Origin of the sequence: Hanstruepera neustonica (assembly GCF_002895005.1) — a bacterium.
Classification (GTDB): Bacteria; Bacteroidota; Bacteroidia; order Flavobacteriales; family Flavobacteriaceae; genus Hanstruepera; species Hanstruepera neustonica.
Genome location: NZ_POWF01000010.1, coordinates 26,833 through 43,662, shown reverse-complemented (window position 1 = coordinate 43,662; position 16,830 = coordinate 26,833). Strand labels below are relative to the sequence as shown.

Sequence of the window (16,830 nt, the reverse complement as noted above, 5' to 3'; positions counted from 1 at the left end):
ATTATTTTATTAAGAATTTTTCAATCTTTTCGTTTAGTTCAATGAGTTCTTTTTCGGTATGACGCGATTTGGATTTTAAATAGGTTATATAATCTATTAAAGATTTGGTTTCGGGTAGCGCATTGCCAGATTTCACTGATAAATTCTGAATGAAGCGTTCGCTAAATTCATGAGTTTCCAGATAGTAATGGCTGCGTATATGCTCTAAAAAATAGGTGATTTTTTTATTTATAATATTGCTATAGTCACCATGTTGAAAGTATAAGTCTCCAATGGTTCGGGTAAAATCTACAGTCGCATTCTTAAGGGGTTCCACAACTGGTATAATTCGCTGGGTGCGTTTGCCTTTAAAAATCACAAACAAGATTAATGACAACAAACTAATGTAAAAAGCCCAACGTAAAGCATCATTTGAAAGAATGAAACGCAATGGGCTGGTGACTATTTTCCGACCACTTTTATAATAATTATCCCAAATGATATTGTTCGTTGGAAGATAGGAGAGTACCGTAGCAACATAATCACTTTTTCCATCAAGCATGTGATAGTTCGTAAATGCAAATGGATTACTGTGAATATAAAAAGCACCGCCATTATCACCGATAGACGTTTTTATGAAGTTCACTTCGGAATATTCTTTGTCCTCATCCCAGTAATATCCAAGTACAACACTATTAACTGTGTCAATAGAGGTGATGAAATTGTTTTCTATGACATCTTTAAAAAAGGTATTGTTTTTTGAGAGTTTAGGATTTGAAAAGGTATTGTGAGAAGGGCTTTTTAAAAAGCCTTCATAATTTCGGTCAAACTCAATATTCAGTGTATCGGCCAGTTCTCCATAAAAATAGCTGGCGCTAATAAAAACAGAATTTCCTTTTTCAACAAATTCCATAAGAGCATCTACGCCTTCTGACTCAAGGGAAATGTAGTTGTTTATCAAAAGAATGGTTGAATTGGTTGAATCCGGAACTTGCTTTAAGGTCTCATATAATGATTTTGAAGAGGTTTCCAGGCTGTTATTAGTAAGATCCTGTAATTCCTGAAACAGTACGTAACAACCTAAAGGAATTTTATCAGCCGCTGAATAGGAATCACGCCAATTGATGGCCTTGGGTTTGGAAACTTCGGCAAACATTAACAGCAGAATAATAAAACCAATGCTGTAAAGCGCAAATTTAGAGCGTTTATCCATGAATAGCTTGGTTTAGGTTATTAAAATCCTGCTGGTTTTTAAGGAAGCTGGATTCATCAATACTGAATTCGCCATACCAAACATAGTCATAGATGTAAGACACACGCTTAAAATATGCTTTTATGGTTTCGTCCTCAATTTCGTTTAGGTAATCAGTATTGGTCTTGTCATAATGCCAATCAATAATGTTTTTACGCGTCAGTTTTTTCAGGGAAGCTAAATACAGGTAGCGCGTTGCTAAACGGTAATTAGTGTCCTTAAGTGCTTTTTTTATTAAGGCATCAAAATTAACTTCCGTGATGTCTTCTTCCACATATTGAAATTTTTCAATGGTTTGCTCATCTGTTTTAAAAACGGACTGAATCGGAGATTGCAAAAGGAATTTCAATAATAGGTATATGGAGCCTAAAGCCAATAACCCATATACAATATATTCCAAGGTTTGATAGTCTATAAAGTCTATATCGATACCAAAAATTTCACCAAGCCACCTAAAGAACTTTCTGAAAATACCTTGAATCAAATTGACACCGCCTGTATCGTTGATATCGTATTTAAAATCAGAGTCATCATAACGCTCCTTGATATTTTCTTTAAAATATGAGACGGACACATCGGATGAATCAGTTTTTAGACTATCTTGACTTAATGCAGATTGGCTTGGGTAAATAACAAAGCCAATAACGAGTATCATGATATGTTTGATGGTTTTAGTCATTAACGCCAATCTCCTCAATACGTTCCCTCAAAAATATATTGTAAGTCTCTTCATGTAAATTAAAATACAAAATGCCATAAGCCAGTTGTGATAAGGCTTGTGTGAAAATAAAAGATAGTAGGAATATGGCAAAACCCAGAGTGAAAATCACGGTAGCAAGTGTGCTTGTGAAGATTTCTACTCCACTTTCAACCGAGAAATAAACATAAATCCCCAAAATAAATCCTGGAATAGATAAAATTAACATGGTGATCATCAGGTTTAAAATACCTATAATCAAGCCATAAAATACGACACGTATAAAATTGTTAATAGTGAAATTCCAACCTTCAGAAAAGGCTTCGCCAACAGATTTATTGCCAACAAAAAGCGAAATAAACGCAAGACCAAAAAAAGCTCCTATGGTAAAACTTAAGGCATATTGAGCCAACATACCTAATAAAGGTATAAAAGCCAAAATGAATGAAATTATAAGATATCCCAGATAAATTCCAATACCAATGAGAATAAACAAAATCATGGAACCAACTTTGCTTTTAAGTGAATTCCAAACATTTTTGGAATTTACGGTTCCTTCATGTTTGACATACTCGTTGATATAAGCGCTGGAAATGCCATAATTAATTAACGCTGTGAGAGCAAAAATGAACACTAAAACCATAGCTCCTAAACCAATGTATAGGTTGTTGTCCACATTGCTACCCATCCCAAAACGAAAATCACGACTAGCCAGCCCCATAAAACCAGTAACCAGTAAGTAAGATCCCATAATAGTTAGAATCATACTAATAGCATTGTACCGTAAATAGAGGTTGGTGTAATGCTTGAAATTGTACTTTAAAAATAAAAAGTAGGTGTTAATAATATCACCGAAAGTATTTCGTGTGCGCAGTTCTATATAGGGTTTAGGATTCATTAGTTAGCTTGAGGTTTCTGTTCAGTTTAATCGGATATATAACGTAATAATAGATTATCAAAGTCAATGATGCCAAAATAATACCATAGCGTAATATCCACGGCATCTGTTCACCAAAACGGGTAAAAAATCCTTCAATAAATCCTGCAATGATAAAAAATGGAATGGTACTGACCACGATTTTAAGGCCGTCTTTAGCGCCTTTCATAAAAGCCACCCGTCTGGAGTAGGTTTTAGGGAATAAAAAACTATTGCCCATCACCATACCTGCGCAGCCAGCAATAACGATGACCGATATTTCAATGGTGCCATGTAACCAAATAGTTGATGTTTTTTCTAAAATACCATAGTTGTAAAAAAAGGTAATAAAAGCGCCTAGCATAATACCATTGCTAAACAATACATATATGGTTCCAGCACTAAACAACACGCCAAATGCAAAAGCAATGATAGCCACTCGGATATTATTAATGGTAATCCCTAAAAACGTGCCGACTTGACTACCACTTTTATAAACGGCCATAGGTTCACCGTTTTCAATATTTTCAATAGTCATATTGACATAGGCATCTCCAAGAATGAGCCTGACAAAATTATCGTCATGTAAGGTTGAGATGACACCAATAAGCACTGCAGACATAAAAATTAGAAAAGCATAAAGCAGCGTTTTGTGATAGTGTTTAAAAAATAGTGGAAACTCATATTTCCAAAATGATACAATCTTGTTTTTGGATTCCCGCTTGGTGATATAGATTTTTTGATGCGCTTCAGATGCCAACGAGTTTAAATACAATAAAGTCTTACTATCGGGATAGTAAGTCTGTGCATAGGACAGGTCGTTGGTTAGTTGAATATAGTAGGAAGCGAGGTCATCAGGATTAATTTTTACATTATTGTGTAATGCTTTTTCAAATACCATCCATTTTTCCTTATTTTGCTTCACGAAAGATGCTTCGCGCATAGAAAAAATTTAATTTGAACGAATATACATTTCCATGAGCAAATTAGCAATTAACACTGCCCAAAATGTTAATTTAGATTATAAACTGATTGGTGTTGGCGAACGATTTGTAGCATTCTTGATTGATGGACTCATTCTAACGGCTTATATGTTTGTTGTGGAAAACCTCGTAGAAGTTTCAGCTATTTTTGATACGGATAGTTGGACACGTCGCGGTATGTTGGGCTTGTTTTTATTGCCGGCGTTTTTCTATTCCTTGTTATGTCATATTTTGTTTAGTGGACAAACCATTGGGAAGATGCTTCTAAAAATTAAGGTAGTCCGATACGATGGCTCCCCAACACAATGGTATAATTTATTGGTTAGGTGGATGTTGCGTATTGTGGATATCTGGATGTTCTTTTCTTCCATAGGTGTCATGAGTATTTTGTTATCTGATAAAAAACAACGGGTAGGAGATGCGGCTGCAGGAACCGTGGTTATTAGCGTCAAGCAAAAGCATAAAATAACCAGTACCATTTTAGAGGATATTACTGATGATTATCAACCGGTTTTTAGCACGGTAACTCAATTGAGTGATAAGGATGTGAGAATCATCAAGGAAACCTTTCAGATATCTAAAAAGAATAATGATTTTAAGACACTCACCCTCTTACGAAATAAAATTTGTAGCGTCCTCCAGATAGAATCCGAATTGTTTGACAAGGAATTCATTGATACTATTCTAAAGGACTATAATTATTATACCCAGAATATGTAATGTTTTATACCATAGATATTTTAGGAACTATTGCTTTTGCCATATCGGGTGTGTTGGTAGCCTTGAGCAAAAAAATGGATCCTTTTGGAATTCTCATTATTGCTTTTGTGACTGCAGTTGGTGGCGGAACGCTTCGAGATATCCTTATTGGGGACACACCAGTTAGCTGGATGAAAAATCTAACATTTACCTATGTCATCATCGGGTCGTCTGTTTTTGCCATTCTTTTTAAAAGTAAAATTGATTATCTCCGTACTTCCTTATTTCTGTTCGATACCATCGGTATTGGGCTTTACACCGTAGTAGGTGTTGAAAAAGGCATTTCGGCTGGGTTGCATCCTATTATTTGCATTGCCTTGGGTACCATGTCGGCGTGTTTTGGAGGTGTTATCCGTGATATTTTGTGTAATGAAATTCCGGTCATTTTCCGGAAGGAAATTTATGCTACAGCCTGTATTTTAGGCGGACTCTCTTATTTTTTAATTAAAAAATTACCCATAGATAACAATGTGGTTTTTATTATTTCAGGGTTGGTGGTTATTGCCACGCGATTGATTGCTGTACGATTTAAAATCAGCTTACCAAGTTTGTATAAAGAGGATTAGTGTCCTACTTGATTATCTCAACCTTTTTAATATAAATATTATTCAAAGGCCATTCGCCCTTGTCAGTTTTTTGGGAGGCTATCTCATCTACCACGTCCATGCCTTTGGTAACCTCACCAAAAATCGTGTATTCACCATCTAGATGATGCGCACCCTGTTCAGCCTGAACAATAAAGAACTCATAAGGCGAAGCTAATTTATAGGCGTTTTCTATTTCACTACTGGGCATACTTAAAACACCTCGGCGATGGGTATAACCACGCTTGGTGTCAGGTGGTAATAAATAGTGACCTATTCGATTGCGCTTGCGTTTCACTTTCGGATCATCCGTGTTGCCAGCTTGAATAATAAAGTTATTGACGACTCTGTAAAATTGTGTTTTATCAAAATAACCGCGTTTGGTGAGATAAATAAAATTAGCCCGATGGAACTTGGTCGTATCGTAAAGTAGGACTTCTATTTCTCCAAAACGAGTGGTGATACGCACCTTGTTTTCTTTGTTATCCTTCTCATACTCCAAAAAGAACTCCATGGCATTATCGTCTGTTAAAAAAGGAAATTCCGGTTCTTTCTTAATAACTGAATCTTTTTTTACAGGCTCTTTTTTGGTTTTTTGAATGGGTTGTTCGGGTGTTTTTTTTATGGCAGATTTCTTATCTTCACAGCCTATTAGTATTATAGAAAAACAAATTAAAAGGATACGTTTCATAGATGGATTTCAAGGTGTTTTTAAGTTCAGTCTCAAAAATAGAAAATATCCCGCTACCAGCGGAAGCATCGCAGTTTAAAATGTCTCCGCCATTCCGTGAGAAATTGCAGGCATTACAAAAGGAAAACATGACACGTGCCAAGCAAGCTGGTGTCATGGCTTTGTTTTATCCAGATAGTGAGCAGTTGACTAAATTGGCCTTGATACTCCGAAAAACCTACAAAGGTGTACATTCTGCCCAAGTGGGATTTCCGGGAGGTAAGTTGGAGCCTACTGACAAAGATCTCATGGAAGCAGCTATTAGGGAAACCCATGAAGAAATTGGGGTACACCCAAAAGAAATCACAGTTTTGAAGCAATTAACACAAGTGTATATTCCGCCTAGTAATTTTTATGTGCAGCCTTTTATGGGGTTTGCCAGGCAAACACCAATGTTTAAAAAACAGGATGAGGAGGTTGAAGACATTCTGGAGGTTTCTTTAATAGATTTTATTGACGATAGGAACGTGGTAACCAAAAGCGTATCAACATCTTATAAGCTCAACGTTGAGGTCCCAGCCTTTAAACTGAATGATCATATTGTTTGGGGAGCCACGGCTATGATGTTAAGTGAAATAAAAGACTTGTTAAAAGAACTGTTGTAAACTATCAGTTTTATTACATTTGTATTCTCAACTATCAAGGACATTAATGCATGGGATTGTTTAAAAAAAATCCTTTTGGACATATATTATTCATAAAAAAGTGGCTCATCAGAATTCTGGGAGCGGCTACCCACAGGCGGTTTAGAGGATTTAATGAGTTGCAGATTGACGGATCTGAAATTATTAGAAGTCTGCCAGATAGAAATGTCCTGTTTATTTCCAATCACCAAACTTATTTTGCCGATGTGGTAGCTATGTTCCATGTGTTCAATGCCAGTTTGAGCAATCGCGAGGATTCTATTAAAGGTATTGGCTATTTATGGAATCCAAAGTTGAATATTTATTATGTAGCTGCCAAGGAAACTATGAAAGCTGGGTTGTTGCCTAAGATTTTGGCGTATGTAGGGTCTGTCAGTATTGAGCGTACTTGGAGGGCAGAAGGGAAAGATGTGAACCGTCAAGTAAAAATGAGCGATATATCCAATATTGGTAAGGCACTTAACGATGGTTGGGTAGTGACTTTTCCTCAAGGTACAACCACGCCTTTTAAACCTATAAGAAAAGGTACAGCTCATATTATCAAAAAATACAATCCTATTGTAGTGCCAATTGTTATTGATGGTTTCAGAAGGTCCTTTGATAAAAAAGGGCTGCGTATTAAAAAGAAAAATATTCTGCAATCCATGGAAATAAAAGAACCGTTGCAGATTGATTACAAAAACGAGTCGGTTGCTGAAATTGTAGAAAAAATAGAGTATGCCATTGAGCAGCATCCATCATTTCTGAAAGTTATTCCACAAGAAGAAATTGAAGCTCAAGAAGCACTCAACAAACAAAGGGCATGGCGTCCAGAAAAGACCTCATAAATTAAACTTCCATTTTTTGAAGTTCCTTGTAATTTTTATTAAGTCTTCCTAGTAAAATACCATAAACCAGCCAGTAGAACAGGAGTAATACGCCAATGGCAATAGCTAGGAATAGCATCGTTGTTAGGATAAATACAGCATAAAACTTAAACATTTCACCATCAGCTGCTGCTTGTTGTACTTGAGAAATTATTTGAGGGTCTTGTTTAAACTCAATAAATAACACCACAATAACCGATACAATCAGATAGCCTAGATTAAAGGCTACATAATGTTTGACAGTACGTCGTGTTTTCAGAATATTCTCCATCAAACGTTTGGCGTTATCAGTTACTGAAATAGTACGATAATTTTTAAAGAACAAATAGAAGAAATACGCCAAAACAATATAACCCAGAATCGCTAATGGAATTAAAATGGCATCGGCATTGTACTCGTTAAAACGTTCCATGCTCTTGTTGTCCTTGAGAATAAAGGATATACCCAACCAAAAAACAAACTCCAGGATGCTGATGATAAAAATCCACTTTACAATAGATGATGATTTCCTTAAAATCATTTTGTAAAGGTCATTATAGGACAGCTTCGGATAGCGGTCATCCGATTTTTGCCAGTCTTTCTTTAATAAATCTAATTCATCCATAATCTTACGGATTTAGTATGGTTTTTAGTTTGGTTTTCACCCGGTTCATCTTCACTCTGGCATTCACCTCACTGATACCCATAGTTTCACTTATTTCTCGATAGCTCTTATCTTCCAAATACAGGAACACAAGGGCTTTTTCAATGTCGTTTAACTGATGTACCGCTTGATATAGCAGTTTTAATTGCTGTTCTTCGGTGTCATCATATTCCTCACTTTTAATTTTAAATTCAAAGGCATCAAAAGCTTCGGTGTTAATGCGACGTTTCTTTTTTCTGTAAAGCGTAATAGCGGTATTCAATCCTACACGATACATCCAGGTGCTAAATTTCGCTTCACCACGAAACTTGGGATATGCTTTCCAAAGCTGTATGGTTATTTCCTGAAACAAATCGTTGTGAGCATCTTGATTATTGGTGTAAAGTCTGCAAACCTTATGTACAATATTTTGATGCTGTTCTAATTGCTCGATAAAACTATGTTCTAATTCTTCGCTCAAATCGGTTGTTTAGTTACTCTATTTGTAGCATTAATATGAAAATGTTACAAGCTTTTGAATTTTTGTTCAAAAATAGTCTTTCAGATTGGGATGTCGTATCTTTGTGATACATTTTTCTTACAAACACTATGAATATTCCCGAGTCTGAATTACCAAGAATGGTCATAGTTGGTGGCGGTTTCGCCGGCATTAATTTGGCTAAAGCACTCAAAAACAAACCGATTCAGGTTGTTCTGATTGACAAACACAATTATCACACATTTCAGCCCTTGTTATATCAGGTATCTAGTTCGGGTTTAGAGCCCGATTCCATTGCCTATCCGCTTCGGAAAATTATTAAAAAATCAAGAAATATTTTTTTTAGGTTAGCAGAAGTTCAGGAGATTAATCCAGATAAGAGCGAAATTCAAACCTCTATTGGTAATCTGACCTATGACTATTTGGTGTTGGCTACTGGTACCAAAACCAATTTTTTTGGTAATAAGGATGTGGAGGCCAATAGTATGCCTATGAAAACCGTGCCGCAGGCTTTGAATATTCGAAGTTTGATTTTGCAAAACCTCGAAAAGGCTACGATTGCTAAAAGTGATGAAGACCGGAAGGCATTTCTAAACTTCGTCATAGTAGGAGGTGGGCCAACAGGAGTGGAACTGGCAGGTGCCATTGCGGAGCTCAAAAATCATATTGTTCCTCGTGATTACAGGGATTTAAATGCCAGCGATATGCAAATTCACTTATTGGAAGGTGCTGATCGATTGTTGCCACCTATGAGTGAGCATGCTTCCAGAAAAGCTGAAATGTTTCTGAAGAAATTGGGCGTGCATGTCCATTGCAATACGTTAGTCAAGGATTATGATGGTAAAACAGTGGAAACCAATTCCAATTTGGAATTAGAGTCCGAAACCCTTATTTGGGCAGCTGGTGTTACCGGAAGTCCCGTAAATGGTTTATCAGCCGATGTGTTAATCGAGCGTTCTAATCGGTACAAGGTTAATGCTTATAACCAAGTGGATGGTTGCCGAAATATTTTTGCTTTAGGAGACATTGCTTACATGGAAACCGAGGCTTATCCAAAGGGTCATCCACAGGTCGCGCAACCGGCTATTCAGCAAGGGCAATTATTGGGTAAAAACATCTTAAAATTGCTTGCTAAAAAGCCTATGCGAAAATTCAAATATAACGATAAAGGTTCCATGGCCACCATCGGAAGAAATAAAGCTGTTGTCGATTTAAGCCGTGTTAAATTCGCCGGATTTTTTGCGTGGTTCGTTTGGATGTTCATTCACCTCATGGCGCTCGTTGGATTTCGAAATCGAGTAGTGGTTTTCTTTAATTGGGTGTATAATTACATCAATTTTGACAAGGCAGCACGCTTAATTATTCGTCCTTTCAATAAAGTAAACTGATGGTTTAATAAAATATATTTAAGTAATTGATTATTAATTACAAAAATATTAACTATAAATAAAATCTATTGCTGTTTTAGGAGCCCAAAAACGATAAAAAGCTGTGCAAAAGCATATGTAAACATAATACTTATATTCGAATATGCCAAAGGCTCATAAAATTTGTTTACAGCCAATAAACTGTCCGAAATTAAAAATAAAATAGCACCCGTTAGCACCAAATTATAGCTTAATACTCTCACACTACCCTTTCGTAAAAATGCTGAAGTTGCCATGGTTAAAATAACCAGCATATAAAAAAATACCGGTAAAAGCATCACTCCCAAATGATCCTTTAACACATAAAATAGGGAACTGCCATAGACTATTAGAATAGTTAAAAATAACCAGGGATTTTTTGCCCGATTTCGAGCCTTTAAAAACACTAAAATATACAATACATGTGCCGTTAAAAATGATACCAATCCAGCAGTAAAAAAATGGGGAGATTGGTCAACAAACATCAAAAGGATATCACCTAACAGTGAAAACACCAAAGCACCCAAGGTTAATTTACGAATATGGGCTTCTATATGTTGGCTTTGAAACACATAAAACGAAATTAATGAGATTAATATAGCTGGTTTCGCAAAATAATGGAGTATAGGTGCCTCCATTGCCGTGTACATTTCAAAAATGAGCACTAGGCAAAACAATATGGCAAAGAGTCTTTCGGATTTTGTAAGCATAAAAAATGGTTTCTTCTCAAAAATATGCAATTCGTCATAGAAATTTGACGGTTCGGTTCTAATTAGTTTCGCTAAATTTGGTTTGTTCGCACTTTTGCTGTGTCAATTTAAAAATCGAACAGTAAAATCTAACCACATGAAATCACTAACCAACCTTTTCTTTTTATACTTTGTTTTGATAGGCTATTCCCAAACGACCGTTTCTGGGATAGTCACTGATTCTAAAGGTAATCCTTTGGAAGGCGCCAATGTATATCTCGATGGAACTTATGATGGTGCTACATCGCAAGTGGATGGGTCCTTTAGCTTTCAAACCGAAGAAACTGGGCAGCAAATCTTAACGGTTTCCTTTTTAGCCTATGAAACCTATCAACAGGCGGATGATGTGAAGACATTTACAAATATCACCATAAAACTCCGTGATGATGTCAATTCCTTGGATACGGTTGTTATTTCAGCAGGAACTTTTGAAGCTGGTGATAACAGTAAGGTCTCGGTATTAAAGCCACTGGATGTAGTCACCACAGCCAGTGCTATGGGCGATTTTGTGGGAGCACTGCAAACATTGCCTGGAACATCAACAGTAGCCGAAGATGGACGTTTGTTTGTACGTGGTGGTGATGCCAACGAAACCCAGATTTTTATTGATGGTATTCGGGTATTCACACCATATACGCCAACTACCAACAATGTACCGACTCGCGGTCGCTATTCCCCGTTTTTATTCGATGGTATTACCTTTTCAACGGGTGGTTATTCTGCCGAATTTGGTCAGGCTTTGTCCAGTGTTTTGTTATTAAACACCATTGAAGAGCCTGACCAGGAAAAAACCGATATCGGTATTATGAGTGTGGGTGCCGCTTTGGGGCATACCGAAAAATGGAAGAAAAGTTCCTTGAGTGTCAACGGATCCTACATCAATTTAGCACCTTATATAGCCCTGTTTCCGGATAGAAACGATTGGGATAAGCCTTTTTATGGCGGTTCTGGTGAAGCAGTTTTCAGACGTAAATTTAATTCCGGAATGCTGAAGTTGTACACGGCATTTGATGCTGGTGGCTTCGCATTGACCCAAGAGGATATTAACTATCCAGAGGGTGTGTACTACAAATTAAACAATAATAACCTCTATTTCAATGGCTCTTATCGTGGGATGTTAACTGATACCTGGTCTATTTTTGGGGGTATGAGTTACACCTATGCCAAGAACGACTTTCAGTTTATTTCAGATGATATCAAGGATACTGAAAATTCGATTCACGCCAAGCTGAAATTCAAACGTCGCTTTAGTAGCCGATTTAAATTGAATTTTGGAGCCGAATACTTTGCAACCGATTTCAATGAGAAATACAAAGGTCAAAACATAAACACGGTAAGCTATGGTTACAATAATAACATTGCCGCAGCTTTTGCCGAAGCCGATTTTATTTTCTCAAAAAAACTAGCCTTAAAAGCGGGTGTGCGTTCGGAGTATAGTGAGATTTTCAAACAACTCACCTTGGCACCGCGTATATCGTTTGCTTATAAAACAGGACAGAACAGTCAAGTATCATTAGCATTTGGTAACTTCTACCAAAACCCTAACAGTGCCGTTTTAAAATTTGAGCAAGATTTGGAAGCTGAAAGTACCACGCACTATATTCTGAATTATCAATTAAACGGCGATGGTAAAATCTTCAGGGCAGAGGCTTACTACAAAGATTACCATAATTTGGTTAAGTATGATACCGATTTTGCAAGCTTTAACAGTCAATATAATAACAGTGGTTCGGCTTATGCCACAGGATTAGACTTGTTTTGGCGTGATAATAAAAGCATCAAAAATATAGACTATTGGATTAGCTATAGCCTGTTAGATACAGAACGTGATTACCAAAATTACCCACAGGCAGCTAGACCCTCTTTTGCCAATACCCATAACCTGTCTGTTGTTGGAAAATATTGGATAGACGGCTGGAAAAGTCAATTGGGTATCAGCTATACCTTTGCATCTGGTCGTAGCTATACCGATCCGAATTTAGGTGGCTTTCTCAACCAAAAGACCAAGAACTATAACAGTATCAGTATGAACTGGGCTTATTTGATCACCCAGCAAAAAATACTCTATGTATCGGTTAATAATGTGCTTGGTACGCAAAATATCAATGGTTACCAATTTGCCAATACACCCAATAGTACTGGGCTTTACGAAAGCAGAGCTTTAAAGCCAGCAGCCGACAGCTTCTTTTTTATTGGCTTTTTCTGGACCATTAGCGAAAATAAAACCGATAATCAGTTGGATAACTTATAATACTTCATGCTTAACCACCAGCTGGCCAATGGTTACCAGACCAATCAGGAGTATCAACATCAAGGATATCACTCTAAATTTTGTTTGTGGAATATATGCCAATATCTTCTTACCTATATATGAGCCTACAAGTCCTATCACAAACAAAAAGGGTACATATTTCATATCATGACTATGTAAATAACCATTTTGGTAATAAACAAAAGTTCTTGAGAAATCAATCATGAAGTCAATAAAGGCCGATGTGGCAATAAACACACTTTTTTCCAAATTAAAGGCAGCCATGGTCAGACCCCTAATGGCACCACCAGTTCCCAATAAGCCGGCTGAAAACCCAGATAGCGATCCGCCAACAACAGCGTTTTTCCTGTTGGGTAACACAATGATGTTGCTTTTGATTAAAAAGAACAAACTAAAAGCAACCAAAAAGACACCTAAAATCACTTCCAGATAGGTGCTATCTAAATACTTGGATAAAAACCCACCAATAATGACAAACACCACCGATGGAATGCCGATATTAATCAACAGTTTTTTGTCCAGACCTTTACGGAATAGAAAAATCTTACTCAAATTACTGGACAAGTGAAATAGCGCGGTCAGTCCCAAAACCGAATAAAAATCGAAGTAGAAATTGGCAACGGGCACGAAAAATACTGAGGAGCCAAACCCACCAATAGTACCAACGATTTCAGCAACTAATGCTAATAGTAAAAAAATGTAACTAATGTCTCGCACGGTAAAACTTTAGAGCTTTCAATATAAAGATTTTAGCAACAATAAACCGATATGGTTTTTCTGTTTTAAATGTTCAGCTTCGATATCTTTTAAAACAGGCCACTTATGTCCCCATTTTCATTTATATCAATATGTTCAGCGGCTGGATGAGCGGGCAATCCTGGCATGCGCATAATGTCGCCCGTAATAGGAATTAAAAACCCGGCACCTGCAGCTATTTCAATTTCTCGTATGGTAATGATAAAATCTTTAGGTCTTCCTAGTAGTTTAGGGTTATCTGATAAAGATTTTTGAGTTTTAGCTATACAAATGGGTAGGTTGTCTAAACCTAAGCTTGATATCTTTCTTAAGTTCGCTTTGGCTTTTAAACTGTAATCTACGTGCTCTGCGCCGTAAATCTCGGTGGCAATGGTTTCTATTTTATCAATTACTGGAGAATTCCATTGATAAAGGGGTTCAAACTGTGATGTCGACGTGTCAATTATATTTATGACTTCTTTTGCTAAATCCAATGCGCCAGCGCCACCTTTGGCCCAAACGTCGGCTAAAGCCACTGAAATATTTTTTTGTTTTGCAAATGCTTTAATTAGGCTTATTTCCTCTTCGCTATCGGTAGCAAATTTATTAATAGCAATAACGGCAGGCACTTTGAATTTTGAAATGTTTTCCAAATGCTTTTCTAAATTGGGTAGTCCGTTTTTTAGAGCATCTAAATTAGGTTTGGTTAAATCATTCAAGTTGGCACCACCATGATATTTTAAAGCTCTTATCGTTGCTGTCAATACAACCACTTTTGGTTTTAAGTTGGCACTTTGACATTTGATATCAAAGAATTTTTCAGCACCCAGATCAAACCCAAAACCAGCTTCAGTGACAGTATAGTCTGAATGCGACATACCCATTAAAGTAGCTATCACACTATTGGTTCCCTGGGCAATATTAGCAAAAGGACCACCATGAATAATGGCTGGGTTTCCTTCTATGGTTTGTACTAAATTTGGTTTAATGGCATCCTTCAGCAAAACTGTCATGGCACCTTCAGCATGCAAGTCGCGTGCATAAATGGGCTGTTTGTCATAGGTGTAACCCACAAAGATGTTCCCTAATCGTTTTTTGAGATCCGTAAGATTCTCGGCTAAACAAAGTATAGCCATAATTTCTGAAGCTGCTGTAATATCAAAACCGGTTTCTCTTGGTACACCAGAAGTGGTGCCACCAAGGCCCACAATAATGCGTCGTAGGGCACGATCGTTAAGATCAACCACTCGTTTCCAGCTAATCGTTCTGGGGTCTAGTTGTAAGGAAACCGTTTTACTTTGAATGTTGTTATCAATAATGGCCGCTAATAGGTTGTGTGCTTTTTCAATGGCCGAAAAGTCACCTGTAAAATGCAAATTAATATCCTCCATGGGCAATACTTGTGCATGACCACCACCTGTTGCACCGCCTTTTATACCAAAAACCGGACCCAAAGAGGGTTCTCTTAAAACAACCGTGGTCTTTTTATGGAGCTGATTTAATGCTTCCGACAACCCAATAGAGATTGTAGTTTTGCCTTCTCCTGCAGGTGTCGGTGAAATTGCTGAAACCAGTATTAAATGACTATTATTAGCTTTGTTTCTGTCAATATAGCTTAATGGAATTTTGGCTTTATATTGGCCATAGGTCTCAATTTGGTAAGTATCGATTCCTAATTTGTTGGCTATTTCAGATATAGGCTTAAGGGTAACGGTTTTGGCAATTTGTAAATCAGTCATAATTATGGTGTTTAAACCATAAATTTACTAGTCATCTACAAATTATTCCATGATATTTATCATGCTTCTTTAATGACTTATTACAATGTCTTGCCCATGAACCGTTTGTCTAAATTTTTCAGGTTTTAATTCGTTAAGTAATTTCAATCCACCAGAGGCTTGTATCAGCTCCTCAAAATGGGTTTCGCGCGCATCATATTGCGCTTGGTTGGCATACGTGGTAATTAAGATAAAGTTGTACGGTGTCACTTCACTAGGCTCAATTTCTAACAGTTGGTAACTGGCAATATAACCTTTCTTTACAGCGGCTATTCGTAACGCTTTCCAATTATTTTGGTAGTAGTATAGAGCTTCAGCATGGTGATTGTTCAACACGGCTACAAAATCTACTGATGAAATCTGGACATCATTTTGGGCTTGAGATGACAAAGTGCTTGTCAATAATGCTAAAAAAAGTAATGCATGTTTCATAACAAATTTATTTAGGCAAGTAAAATAGACAATAATCCACTTGCATACTGTTAACAATTGCTTAATTCACTATTTACAAAACTGATATTTGTCATAGTTTTTGGCTTTCATACTGCCTAACTTCATAGGTATAAAACGGAGTATTATGGAAGTCAAAAAAAATCCCAGTTTAGAAATAGGTCGCAATAGCGGTATTTACTTTGCTATCGGTCTCAATATCATGTTGTTTTTTACCTGGCAAGGCTTGGAATACCGAACCTTTGATACCGAGATTACCTCCCAGGATATTTTAGCAATGTCTGATGAGGTTGAAGAAGATATTCCCATTACCAATATTGATGCACCACCACCGCCACCGCCACCAGCTGCTGCCGCTCCCGATGTCATTACTATTGTTGAAGACGTCGTAGAGATTGAGGAAACGGTTATTGAAAGTACAGAATCCAATCAAGAGGACGAAATAGCTGAACCTGTTGAGGTTGAATCTGTTGAGGTTGTAGAAGTGGAAGAAGAGGTAGTGGTACCCTTTACAGTAGTAGAAAAAGTGCCTATTTTTCCAGGTTGTAAAGGCAACAATGCTGAATTAAAGGCTTGCTTTAATGCCAAGATGCAAGAACACATCAAAAAGAATTTTAATTATCCTCAAAGTGCTTTAGAAATGGGTGTACATGGTAAAGTATTCGTGCTCTTTGCTATTGACGCTAATGGTCACGTATCCAATATAAAATCTCGTGGTCCTGCTCAACTATTAGAAACAGAAGCTGAACGTATTATCAGTCTGTTGCCCACCATGGAACCAGGTAGACAACGCGGTAAAGCTGTAAAAGTTCCTTATAGTATTCCCATAAGCTTTAAAATTCAGCAGTAACACCAGCATTATTAAAGCCATGTCCAGTTTATGGTGCGTGGCTTTACAGTTCATCATAA

At 37.0% G+C, this 16,830-nt stretch carries 18 protein-coding genes; 7 read left to right on the top strand and 11 right to left on the bottom strand.

Annotated features, from left to right (window positions below; all coding sequences use genetic code 11):
• Window position 1 precedes the first annotated feature (1 nt).
• From C1T31_RS12825 to C1T31_RS12810, 4 genes are read right to left on the bottom strand one after another with little or no spacing between them, the layout of a single operon-like run.
• Window positions 2-1,192, bottom strand: a complete 1,191-nt coding sequence (locus tag C1T31_RS12825; protein ID WP_103052914.1) for a DUF4350 domain-containing protein — start codon at window positions 1,190-1,192, stop codon at window positions 2-4.
• Entirely contained in the window at window positions 1,185-1,910 is a 726-nt protein-coding gene (locus tag C1T31_RS12820; RefSeq protein WP_103052913.1) for a DUF4129 domain-containing protein, read from the bottom strand. The genes C1T31_RS12825 and C1T31_RS12820 overlap by 8 nt, the downstream gene beginning before the upstream one ends.
• Complete coding sequence (locus tag C1T31_RS12815; protein ID WP_103052912.1) at window positions 1,903-2,826, bottom strand: stage II sporulation protein M; 924 nt, start codon at window positions 2,824-2,826, stop codon at window positions 1,903-1,905. Before C1T31_RS12815 ends, C1T31_RS12820 begins: the two co-directional genes overlap by 8 nt.
• Complete coding sequence (locus C1T31_RS12810; protein ID WP_103052911.1) at window positions 2,816-3,787, bottom strand: stage II sporulation protein M; 972 nt, start codon at window positions 3,785-3,787, stop codon at window positions 2,816-2,818. The genes C1T31_RS12815 and C1T31_RS12810 overlap by 11 nt, the downstream gene beginning before the upstream one ends.
• 34 nt (window positions 3,788-3,821) lie before the next feature.
• Here C1T31_RS12810 and C1T31_RS12805 point away from each other — a divergent pair, with 34 nt between their 5' ends.
• Both C1T31_RS12805 and C1T31_RS12800 read left to right on the top strand, forming a co-directional pair.
• The gene (locus C1T31_RS12805) at window positions 3,822-4,547 is read left to right on the top strand and encodes an RDD family protein (protein ID WP_103052910.1); all 726 of its coding nucleotides are present in this window, start codon (window positions 3,822-3,824) and stop codon (window positions 4,545-4,547) included.
• Complete coding sequence (locus C1T31_RS12800; protein WP_103052909.1) at window positions 4,547-5,152, top strand: trimeric intracellular cation channel family protein; 606 nt, start codon at window positions 4,547-4,549, stop codon at window positions 5,150-5,152. Before C1T31_RS12805 ends, C1T31_RS12800 begins: the two co-directional genes overlap by 1 nt.
• 4 nt (window positions 5,153-5,156) lie before the next feature.
• Here C1T31_RS12800 and C1T31_RS12795 read toward each other — a convergent pair whose 3' ends face one another.
• Window positions 5,157-5,861: a peptidylprolyl isomerase gene (locus C1T31_RS12795; protein ID WP_103052908.1), complete on the bottom strand. Its 705-nt coding sequence runs from the start codon at window positions 5,859-5,861 to the stop codon at window positions 5,157-5,159.
• 2 nt (window positions 5,862-5,863) lie between these two features.
• Between C1T31_RS12795 and C1T31_RS12790 the strand changes: the two genes are divergently transcribed.
• Complete coding sequence (locus tag C1T31_RS12790; RefSeq protein WP_103052907.1) at window positions 5,864-6,505, top strand: NUDIX hydrolase; 642 nt, start codon at window positions 5,864-5,866, stop codon at window positions 6,503-6,505.
• A gap of 50 nt (window positions 6,506-6,555) precedes the next feature.
• A complete protein-coding gene (locus C1T31_RS12785) occupies window positions 6,556-7,371 on the top strand; it encodes a lysophospholipid acyltransferase family protein (protein WP_103052906.1) in 816 nt (271 codons plus the stop codon).
• A gap of 1 nt (window position 7,372) precedes the next feature.
• Here the strand turns inward: C1T31_RS12785 and C1T31_RS12780 are convergent, their stop codons facing one another.
• Together C1T31_RS12780 and C1T31_RS12775 are read right to left on the bottom strand one after the other, a co-directional pair.
• The gene (locus C1T31_RS12780; RefSeq protein ID WP_103052905.1) at window positions 7,373-8,014 is read right to left on the bottom strand and encodes a hypothetical protein; all 642 of its coding nucleotides are present in this window, start codon (window positions 8,012-8,014) and stop codon (window positions 7,373-7,375) included.
• Between the two features lie 4 nt (window positions 8,015-8,018).
• Window positions 8,019-8,513, bottom strand: a complete 495-nt coding sequence (locus tag C1T31_RS12775) for an RNA polymerase sigma factor (RefSeq protein ID WP_103052904.1) — start codon at window positions 8,511-8,513, stop codon at window positions 8,019-8,021.
• A 128-nt stretch (window positions 8,514-8,641) separates the two neighbouring features.
• Between C1T31_RS12775 and C1T31_RS12770 the strand changes: the two genes are divergently transcribed.
• Window positions 8,642-9,919 (top strand): NAD(P)/FAD-dependent oxidoreductase, encoded by a 1,278-nt coding sequence (locus C1T31_RS12770; protein WP_103052903.1) that lies wholly within the window; start codon window positions 8,642-8,644, stop codon window positions 9,917-9,919.
• 65 nt (window positions 9,920-9,984) lie between these two features.
• On the opposite strand, the gene C1T31_RS12765 is transcribed toward C1T31_RS12770, so the two are convergent.
• On the bottom strand, window positions 9,985-10,647 hold the full coding sequence (locus C1T31_RS12765) for a lysoplasmalogenase (protein ID WP_103052902.1): 663 nt from the start codon (window positions 10,645-10,647) through the stop codon (window positions 9,985-9,987).
• A 136-nt stretch (window positions 10,648-10,783) separates the two neighbouring features.
• On the opposite strand from C1T31_RS12765, the gene C1T31_RS12760 reads away from it, so the two are divergent.
• Window positions 10,784-12,937, top strand: coding sequence for a TonB-dependent receptor (locus C1T31_RS12760; RefSeq protein ID WP_103052901.1), 2,154 nt, complete (start codon window positions 10,784-10,786; stop codon window positions 12,935-12,937).
• Here C1T31_RS12760 and C1T31_RS12755 read toward each other — a convergent pair.
• The 3 genes from C1T31_RS12755 to C1T31_RS12745 all read right to left on the bottom strand — a co-directional run bounded on the left by C1T31_RS12755 (window position 12,932) and on the right by C1T31_RS12745 (window position 15,903).
• Window positions 12,932-13,675, bottom strand: coding sequence for a sulfite exporter TauE/SafE family protein (locus tag C1T31_RS12755; protein ID WP_103052900.1), 744 nt, complete (start codon window positions 13,673-13,675; stop codon window positions 12,932-12,934). The two genes, C1T31_RS12760 and C1T31_RS12755, sit on opposite strands and share 6 nt — an antisense overlap.
• A gap of 89 nt (window positions 13,676-13,764) precedes the next feature.
• Window positions 13,765-15,432 (bottom strand): formate--tetrahydrofolate ligase, encoded by a 1,668-nt coding sequence (locus C1T31_RS12750; RefSeq protein ID WP_207764285.1) that lies wholly within the window; start codon window positions 15,430-15,432, stop codon window positions 13,765-13,767.
• Between the two features lie 69 nt (window positions 15,433-15,501).
• The gene (locus C1T31_RS12745; RefSeq protein WP_243398951.1) at window positions 15,502-15,903 is read right to left on the bottom strand and encodes a hypothetical protein; all 402 of its coding nucleotides are present in this window, start codon (window positions 15,901-15,903) and stop codon (window positions 15,502-15,504) included.
• A gap of 145 nt (window positions 15,904-16,048) precedes the next feature.
• Here C1T31_RS12745 and C1T31_RS12740 point away from each other — a divergent pair, with 145 nt between their 5' ends.
• Entirely contained in the window at window positions 16,049-16,771 is a 723-nt protein-coding gene (locus C1T31_RS12740) for an energy transducer TonB (protein WP_103052987.1), read from the top strand.
• The last annotated feature ends 59 nt before the right edge of the window (window positions 16,772-16,830 follow it).